Here is an 8,433-nt window from a genome sequence, read left to right as displayed (position 1 = left end):
GGCGTGATCCTTGAGCTGCAATTCGCCGTCATGCTGGAACACCCGCTGACAGCCGCCATCGACCCGCAACTCGCCTTCCTGCTGGCAAACCTGACGATTCAACTGATCATAACCCTGCGCGCCTTCGAGGCCAGACAGCGCTATCTCACCGACATCACCGATACGCCAGTAAGCGTGCAAAGCCTGGCTCAACTGGCACGGCATGTCGTCCTGATGCTCGGTGCTCAGGCGCAATTCCATGCGTTCGCCCAAGTGCGCGTGCAGGTCGACCTGCCAATCGCACAGCTGCAGTTGCCAGTGCAGGCGCACGCCATCCTCGGCGCTGCTGCTGTCGAGCAGTTTCCAGTCGAGCAGTCGCGCCCAACCATGGGACGGCCATGCGTTTTCGCTCGGATGACGGCCATACCACGGCCAGCACACCGGCACGCCACCGCGAATCGCGCCGACATGCGGCCACTTCGCCGCGCACCACAACCACGGCTTCTGCCCGCGCGGTTGAAAGTGCAGCAACTGCGCGCCCTGACGACTGAACACCGCCTGACACAGCGGATGATCGATCACCAACACGTCGCGCATTTGATAGCGCTCCCAGGCGAACACCGGTCGCTCGCGCAGGGATTTGAAGAAGCGTTGCAGCGGATGCTCATGCATTGGCTACGGTCCTGAAAATCATGGGGGTACAATTACCTTTGTGACCCTTGAATACTGTGGCGAGGGGATTTATCCCCGTTCGACTGCGAAGCAGTCGCAAACCTGGAAAACGGCCTCTCGCTGATACACCTCAGTGGATGGCTTTGGGGCCGCTTCGCAGCCCAGCGGGGATGAATCCCCTCGCCACAAAAAATTCTCCAGCCACAAAAAATCATCAAGCAACACATCTGACCTGTGTCACAAAAAAAAGCGGACAGCCTTGGCTGTCCGCAAAATGCGCACATAGAGAGGAGCTTATCGCAGACGCGTCAGAACGTTGACTGAATTTTCAGGCCAGCGACCAAAGCGTTGTCCACTTCATCCACACCGCCCGGATGGGTGATGTATTGCAGGTTGGGACGCACGGTCAGCCAGTTGGTGACATGGATGCCGTAGTTCAGTTCGTAGTTGTATTCGGTTTCACGAATCGGCGAGAACGCGGCGTTGTCGTAATCGGACACACCGTTGGCAGCGTTCAGCAGTTCAGCATTGCGCTTGACGTCCTTGTTAACGTGGATACGCGCAGCGCCAATACCGATGTCATCTTTCGGACGCGCATCGAACGGGCCTTTGTAGACAAACATCACCGACTGGTAGTTGTCGATGAAGTTGGTGTCCTTGTCGTGGAAGGTCGCGTTGGCAGCGATGTTCAGACCGCGAGTCGCATCACCGTTGTGGCTGGTGAGTTGCTGTTGCGCAACGAACCAGTAACCGCTTTTGCTGTTGTGCGACTTGTAGTCATCACCGGTGGTTGCCGCATCGAGACCGTTGACGTCTTCGCGAACGTCGTCGGCATCGGCCGTGCTCTTGTAGTAACCGACGCGGTATTCGCCCGGCAGGCTGTTGACCTTCGGCGACCAGACCAATTCAACCGGCAGCACGGTACCTTTGGTGCCGCTGCCGCTGAGCTTGAAGCCGTTGCCGTGTTCCAGTTGCGACGGGTTCTGGTTGTACGCACCGATTTGCGCGTAGAGCTCGTCGTTGATGTTGTACTTCACACGGATCGCGGCCTGGCTGACGGGCCAGTTGTACCAGATGTTGGTCGCCCAGTTACCCACTTGCGAACCGCAGAACGCCAGGTTCTGGAAGTCGCACGGGAAGGTGTTGAAGTCTTCGCCTTCGCCGAAGTAACCGGCCTTGACGTCGAGCTTGTTGTCGAAGAACTGGTGCTGGATCCACAGTTGGGTCAGACGCACCATGTGGCCACGGCCGTAGACTTCCTGCGAGGAGCTGAGGGTGCCGGCACGCGGATCGCCAACGCGGTCGTTGGAGATGTTGTAACCGTTACGATTGGTCAGCTGGATCTTCGCCTGGGTGTTGTCCCAGCCCCACAGTTTCTGCAGGTCGAGGGCCACGCCCAGACCGAACTGGTCGGCGTAACGCGCAGTCTTGTCGTCGTTGTAGCCACCGTTCAGGTTGGCGCCCATCTCGCCAACGTAGTCGGCCTTGATGTCGATACCCTGCTCGATCAGCTTGGTGCGCTCGCCGCCCCAGTCGCCGGTCATCCACTTGGAGTCGGAGCTGAACGCATCCGCCGCCATTGCATTACCGGCCAGCACCAGTGCAGCTGCCGCAGAAACCTGGCAGATCAACCGGGCATTGACGTGTTTCTTTTTCATCCCTACATCCTCGTCTTTATTGTTATTAACTGTTTTTATCTAACGCGGTTTACATAAAGTGCGGTGCTCGACAGGCCGGACACCGCGTGCTCCTTTGTGGGAGCGAGCCTGCTCGCGAATGCGGTGTATCAGGCGACATCAATGCTGGATGTCAGACCGCTTTCGCGAGCAGGCTCGCTCCCACATTTTGTACTTCAGCGGCCTTTGAACTGCGCCACATTCGCCGACCGGGTTTCTGCCTGCACCTGGCCCGCAACGCCCAGACGCTCACCGGTATTGGCATCGAACAACAACACTTTCGATGGATCGAACTGCAGCGTCAGGCTTTCGCCTACCTGCGGTGCCACGTCCGGCGCCAGTCGGCAACAGACCTTGGTGTCGTTCAAGTTGACGAACACCAGGGTGTCCGGACCGGTCGGTTCAGTGACCTGCACTTCGGCGCGGATGCTCGGCAGACCATTGCCCTCGCCGTTCGCCAGCACGATCTGCTCCGGGCGCAGGCCGAGGATCACTTCGCGATCTTCAAGCCCGGCGTCCTGCATGCTCATCGGCAATTCGCAGCGCGCCTGGCCGCTGTCGAGCAGCGCCAGCAGACGACCGTCCTTGCGCTGCAAACGCAGGGGAATGAAGTTCATCGGCGGCGAACCGATGAAACTCGCCACGAACAGGTTGGCCGGGTTGTTGTAGATGTCTTTCGGCGTACCGAACTGCTGAATGATGCCGTCCTTCATCACCGCGACCTTGTCGCCCAGAGTCATCGCTTCGATCTGGTCGTGGGTCACGTAGACCGTGGTGGTTTTCAGGCGCTGGTGCATCAGTTTCATTTCGGTACGCATCTCGACGCGCAGCTTGGCGTCGAGGTTCGACAGCGGTTCGTCGAACAGGTAGATCTTCGGCCGCCGCGCCAAGGCACGGCCCATCGCCACGCGCTGTTGCTGACCACCGGAGAGCTGGCCCGGCTTGCGATTGAGCAGGTGTTCGATCTGCAACAGCTTGGCCACGCGGGCGACTTCTTCGTCGATCGCTGCTTGGGGCATCTTGCGGATCTTCAGGCCGAACTCGATGTTCTCGCGCACGCTCATGGTCGGGTACAGCGCGTAGGACTGGAACACCATGGCGATGTCGCGATCCTTGGGGCTCATGCCGCTGACGTCCTGATCACCGATCATGATCGCGCCGCCGGTGATGGTTTCCAGGCCGGCGATGCAGTTCATCAAGGTCGATTTGCCGCAGCCCGACGGGCCGACGAGGATCAGGAATTCACCGTCCTTGATCGACAGTTCGATGTTCTTCAGGGTGTCCGGCAGGCCGGCCCCGTAGGTCTTGTTTACGTTGCGAAGTTCAAGCGTAGCCATGATTACCCCTTGACCGCGCCGGCCGTCAGCCCGCGCACGAAATACTTGCCTGCGACCACATAGACCAGCAGGGTCGGCAGACCGGCGATCATCGCCGCTGCCATATCCACGTTGTATTCCTTGGCGCCGGTGCTGGTGTTGACCAGGTTGTTCAGCGCCACGGTGATCGGTTGCGAATCACCGCTGGAGAACACCACCCCGAACAGGAAGTCGTTCCAGATCTGGGTGAACTGCCAGATCAGGCAGACCATGATGATCGGCGTCGACATCGGCAGAATGATGCGGCGGAAAATCGTGAAGAAACCCGCGCCATCCAGACGCGCAGCCTTGACCAGCGCATCGGGAATGCTCACGTAGTAGTTGCGGAAGAACAGCGTGGTGAACGCCAGACCGTAGACCACGTGCACGAAGACCAGGCCGGTGGTGGTGCTCGCCAGGCCCATCTTGCCGAGGGTGAACGAGGCCGGCAGCAGCACGGTCTGGAACGGCAGGAAGCAGCCGAACAGCAGCAGACCGAAGAACAACTGCGAACCACGGAAGCGCCACATCGACAGCACGTAACCGTTCAACGCACCGATGGCGGTGGAGATGATTACGGCCGGTACGGTGATCTTGATCGAGTTCCAGAAGTAGCCGTCAACCGTGGCCCAGGCCTTGACCCAGCCGATGCCGCTGACCACGGTCGGCCAGCTCAGCAGGTTGCCGGTGCTGATGTCTTCCGGGGTCTTGAAGCTGGTCAGCAACATCACCACCAGCGGCACCAGATAGAGGAACACCGCAAGGATCAGCACCGCGTAGATCGCGATGCGACTGAAGCTGATCGCAGGTTTGGCAGCAAGACTAGTCATGACGCTTGGTCCTCAGCTCGGAGTACAGGTAAGGCACGATGATCGCGAGGATCGCACCGAGCATCAGAATCGCACTGGCCGAGCCCATGCCCATCTGGCCGCGACTGAAGGTGAAGGAATACATGAACATCGCTGGCAGGTCGGAGGAATAACCCGGACCGCCGGCGGTCATTGCCGCAACGAGGTCGAAACTCTTGATCGCGATGTGCGCGAGGATCATCACCGCACTGAAGAACACCGGACGCAGGCTTGGCAGCACGACTTTCCAGTAGATGCGCGGCATGCTCGCGCCGTCGATCTGCGCAGCACGGATGATCGATTGATCGACGCCACGCAGGCCGGCGAGGAACATCGCCATGATGAAGCCCGAGGCTTGCCAAACAGCGGCGATCACCAGGCAGTAGACCACGCGATCAGGGTCGATCAGCCAGTCCAGACGGAAACCTTCCCAGCCCCAGTCACGCAACAATTTGTCCAGGCCCATGCCCGGGTTGAGCAGCCATTTCCACGCGGTACCGGTGACGATCATCGAGAGCGCCATCGGGTACAGGTAAATAGTGCGGATAAAGCCTTCGCGACGGATGCGCTGGTCGAGGAACACCGCCAGCAACACGCCGATCACCAGAGTGATGCCGATGAACATGCCGCCGAACACGGCGAGGTTCTTGCTCGCCACCCACCAGCGATCGTTGTCGAACAACCGCGCGTATTGCGCCAGGCCGGCCCACTTGTAGTTGGGCAGGAAGGTCGAGGTGGTGAACGACAGAATGAACGTCCACAGGATGTAGCCATAGAAGCCCACCAGCACGATGAACATGCTCGGCGCCAGCACCAGTTTCGGTAGCCAGCGCTGCAACGCATCGAACGGCGAGGCCTTGCTGAACACAGCAACAGAACTCATGGGGAAATCCACAATAAGGGTTTACGAAAGCATTCCCTTGCAGGAGTGAGCCCTGTGGCGAGGGGATTTATCCCCGATCGACTGCGCAGCAGTCGCGAAATCATTACATGCGGTATTTCAGACACTGCGCCGCTGCAACTTTCCGGGGTCGCTTCGCAACCCATCGGGGATGAATCCCCTCACCACAAACGCTCACTCCCACAGGGGCCAAGCATTACTTGGCCGACTGAACCGCCGCGCCGAGTTTCTTCGCCGCATCGGCCGGGTCGGCTTTCGGGTCGTTGATGTAATTGGTGACTACGTCAAAGAACGCGCCCTGCACGGCCAGCGTGGTCGCCATGTTGTGCGCCATGCTTGGCTGCAGGCCGCCGGACTTGGCGTCCGCCAGGAAGTCTCTGGCAGCGGTCTGTGCGCAGGAGTCGAAGCCGAGCTTGTCCATGTTGCTCAACATGTCGTTGCGCACCGGGATCGAGCCTTTGTTGATGCTGAAGACTTTCTGGAAGTTCTCACCCAGCACGACTTTGGCGATGTCCTGCTGACCGGCCGCAGTGCCTGCGTCCTTCTGCTTGAACACGGCCAGCGAGTCGATGTTGTAGGTGAATGCCTTGTCGGTGCCCGGGAACGCTACGCACTCGTAGTCCTTGCCGGCGACTTTCTTGGCGGCGGTCCATTCGGACTTGGCCCAGTCACCCATGATCTGCATGCCGGCCTTGCCGTTGATGACCTTGGCCGCTTCGAGGTTCCAGTCCTGGCCTTTGCCGTCCGCGTCCATGTAGGTCGCGACTTTCTTCAGCTCAGTGAGCGCCTTGACCATTTCCGGGCCGGTCAGCGCTTTGTTGTCGAGATCGACCAGGGCTTTCTTGTAGCCATCCACGCCCATGACCGAGAGCACCACGGCTTCGAACACGGTGCTGTCCTGCCAAGGCTGACCGCCGTGGGCCAGCGGAATGAAGCCCGCCGCTTTCAGCTTGTCGCCGGCTGCGTAGAACTCTTCGAGGGTGGTTGGATTCTTGGTGATGCCGGCTTTCTTGAAGACTTCCGGGTTGATCCACAGCCAGTTCACGCGGTGAATGTTCACCGGCACGGCCACGTAATCACCGTCGTACTTCACGGTATCGGAGACTTTCTTGTCGAGCAGGCTGTCCCACTTTTCCGACTTGGCGACGTCTTTCAAAACGTCGGTGTCGAGCAGGCCGGTCGACGCCCATTCCTGGATGTCCGGGCCTTTGATCTGCGCTACGCCTGGCGGGTTGCCGGCAACGGCACGGCTTTTCAGCACGGTCATGGCAGTCGCACCGCCACCACCGGCGACAGCGCCGTCCTTCCAGGTGAAACCGTCTTTTTCGACTTGGGCCTTGAGCACATCGACAGCGGCTTTTTCGCCACCGGAAGTCCACCAGTGCACGACTTCGACCGAACCTTTGGATTCGGCAGCGGAGACACTGAGCGGCAGGATTGCGAGCGGGAACAGGGAGGCGACAGAAATGACAGTAGCGAGGCGAGAAATCGCATTCATTCGAGATGTACCTTTCTTGTTGTTATGCATTGCAAGTCTGGTGCTTGCGCTGCACGGAGTTTAAACAGAGCGTTTCGCTTCGCAGGTAACGAAGGGACGCGTAAATGTCACGACATGGTTACACAGGAACAGGCTGGGACAGCTGCGCCAAAGCCGTGGCCATGCTCGGCGCCAGCGGCAATCGCGGAATCAGCACAGCCTGCCAGGCGTGATACAGATCGGGCTTGCCCGGCCAGATATCGGCACTTGGCACATTCTGCGGATTGAGTTCGTGGTGCCAACTGCCGTTGCAGCGGTCGATGAAATTCGTCTCGCAGAACTCCCAGAACAGCCGGTACCAGGTTTCGTATTGCCCGTCGCCGCTGCGTTTGAGCAAGGCACTGGCGGCGGCGCTGGCTTCGGCATGCGTCCAGTGCAGGCGATGGCGGACCACGGCTTTGTTGTGCCAGTCGAGGGTGTAGACGATGCCCGGCGCGCCATCGACATCCCAGCCGTGGCGGCAATTGTTTTCGAAGAGTTTTTGCGCATCAGTCGCCAGCCAGCCCGGCGTAAGCATGCCGGCCTGCACCCGCGCGGCTTCAAGATGCAGGAGCAAGCGCGCCCACTCGAAACCGTGGCCCGGCGTGGTGCCGTAAGGACGGAAACCGTCGGCGGGGTTGTCGTGGTTGTATTCGCGCAGCGGTTGCCAGTCACGATCGAAGTGTTCGATGACCATGTAGTCGTTGGCAGCAGCGTGGCCATGGATCACCCGCTCAACGATGCGCTGGGCGCGCACCAGCCAGCGCGGATCTTCGGTGACATCGGCCAGCGCGAGGAATGCTTCGGTCGCGTGCATGTTGCTGTTGGCGCCGCGATAGGCTTCTTCTTCGCTCCAGTCGCGATTGAAGAATTCGCGCATGGCGCCCTCTTCTTCGCTCCAGAAATAAGTGTCGATGATGTCGATCGCGTCATCGAGCAAAGCCTGGGCGCCGGGCCGTTGTGCGACCACGGCGGAGCTGGCGGCGAGCGCGACAAAGGCATGCAGATAGGCGTTCTTGCCGGTGTTGTCGTCGCGATGCTGGGCAACCGCAAACCAGCCGCCGTGCAGCGCATCACGCAGTGGCCCGCGCAACGCGGCGATACCGTGGTCGACCAGCTCGGCAAACCCCGGCAGGCCCTGAATGTGGGCCATGGCGAAGCTGTGCGTCATGCGCGCGGTGTTCATGGTTTCGGCTTGCGCGTGCGCCGGCAAACGGCCGCGCTCGTCGAGGTTGCCGAAGCCTTCGGGCAGTCGTGATGCCTTGGCGAAATCCAGCAGACGCAGGCCTTCGGCGGCTAGCCATTGCTGGTGGGCAGGGGCGTTCAGCCAACTGCTGAAGTCTGGGTGAAAGGTGTCCATGGCGTGACCCTTTTTTGTTGTTAGGACTGCGGGCAGTCTAAACAACGGGCCGGGGCGGGCTTGTAACGAAGGGGACGGGGTTTGTCACCAGTCCGTGACAAAGAGCAGCCTCACCCAACCTCTCCC

7 protein-coding genes are annotated in these 8,433 nt (G+C 60.0%); all 7 read right to left on the bottom strand.

Features of this window, described 5'->3' with window-relative positions; translation table 11 throughout:
* The coding region (locus OQK_RS17580; protein ID WP_038861047.1) for an aldose epimerase family protein at positions 1-651 on the bottom strand (651 nt) is incomplete at its 3' end.
* A 308-nt stretch (positions 652-959) separates the two neighbouring features.
* Positions 960-2,309 (bottom strand): carbohydrate porin, encoded by a 1,350-nt coding sequence (locus OQK_RS17575; protein ID WP_016773536.1) that lies wholly within the window; start codon positions 2,307-2,309, stop codon positions 960-962.
* 194 nt (positions 2,310-2,503) lie between these two features.
* Positions 2,504-3,664 carry an ABC transporter ATP-binding protein gene (locus OQK_RS17570; RefSeq protein ID WP_016773535.1) on the bottom strand — a complete coding sequence of 387 codons (1,161 nt, stop codon included), beginning with the start codon at positions 3,662-3,664 and terminating at the stop codon, positions 2,504-2,506.
* A gap of 2 nt (positions 3,665-3,666) precedes the next feature.
* On the bottom strand, positions 3,667-4,512 hold the full coding sequence (locus tag OQK_RS17565) for a carbohydrate ABC transporter permease (RefSeq protein WP_016773534.1): 846 nt from the start codon (positions 4,510-4,512) through the stop codon (positions 3,667-3,669).
* Positions 4,505-5,413, bottom strand: a complete 909-nt coding sequence (locus OQK_RS17560) for a carbohydrate ABC transporter permease (protein WP_016773533.1) — start codon at positions 5,411-5,413, stop codon at positions 4,505-4,507. Before OQK_RS17560 ends, OQK_RS17565 begins: the two co-directional genes overlap by 8 nt.
* A gap of 214 nt (positions 5,414-5,627) precedes the next feature.
* The gene (locus tag OQK_RS17555) at positions 5,628-6,929 is read right to left on the bottom strand and encodes an ABC transporter substrate-binding protein (protein WP_016773532.1); all 1,302 of its coding nucleotides are present in this window, start codon (positions 6,927-6,929) and stop codon (positions 5,628-5,630) included.
* Between the two features lie 118 nt (positions 6,930-7,047).
* Positions 7,048-8,307 (bottom strand): D-mannose isomerase, encoded by a 1,260-nt coding sequence (locus tag OQK_RS17550; RefSeq protein WP_016773531.1) that lies wholly within the window; start codon positions 8,305-8,307, stop codon positions 7,048-7,050.
* Positions 8,308-8,433 lie beyond the last annotated feature (126 nt).

The sequence above is a fragment of the Pseudomonas sp. R62 genome, assembly GCF_000257605.1.
Lineage (GTDB): Bacteria > Pseudomonadota > Gammaproteobacteria > Pseudomonadales > Pseudomonadaceae > Aquipseudomonas > Aquipseudomonas atacamensis.
Note: the sequence above shows the minus strand (reverse complement) of the source record. Positions and strands in the feature narration are given on the sequence as shown.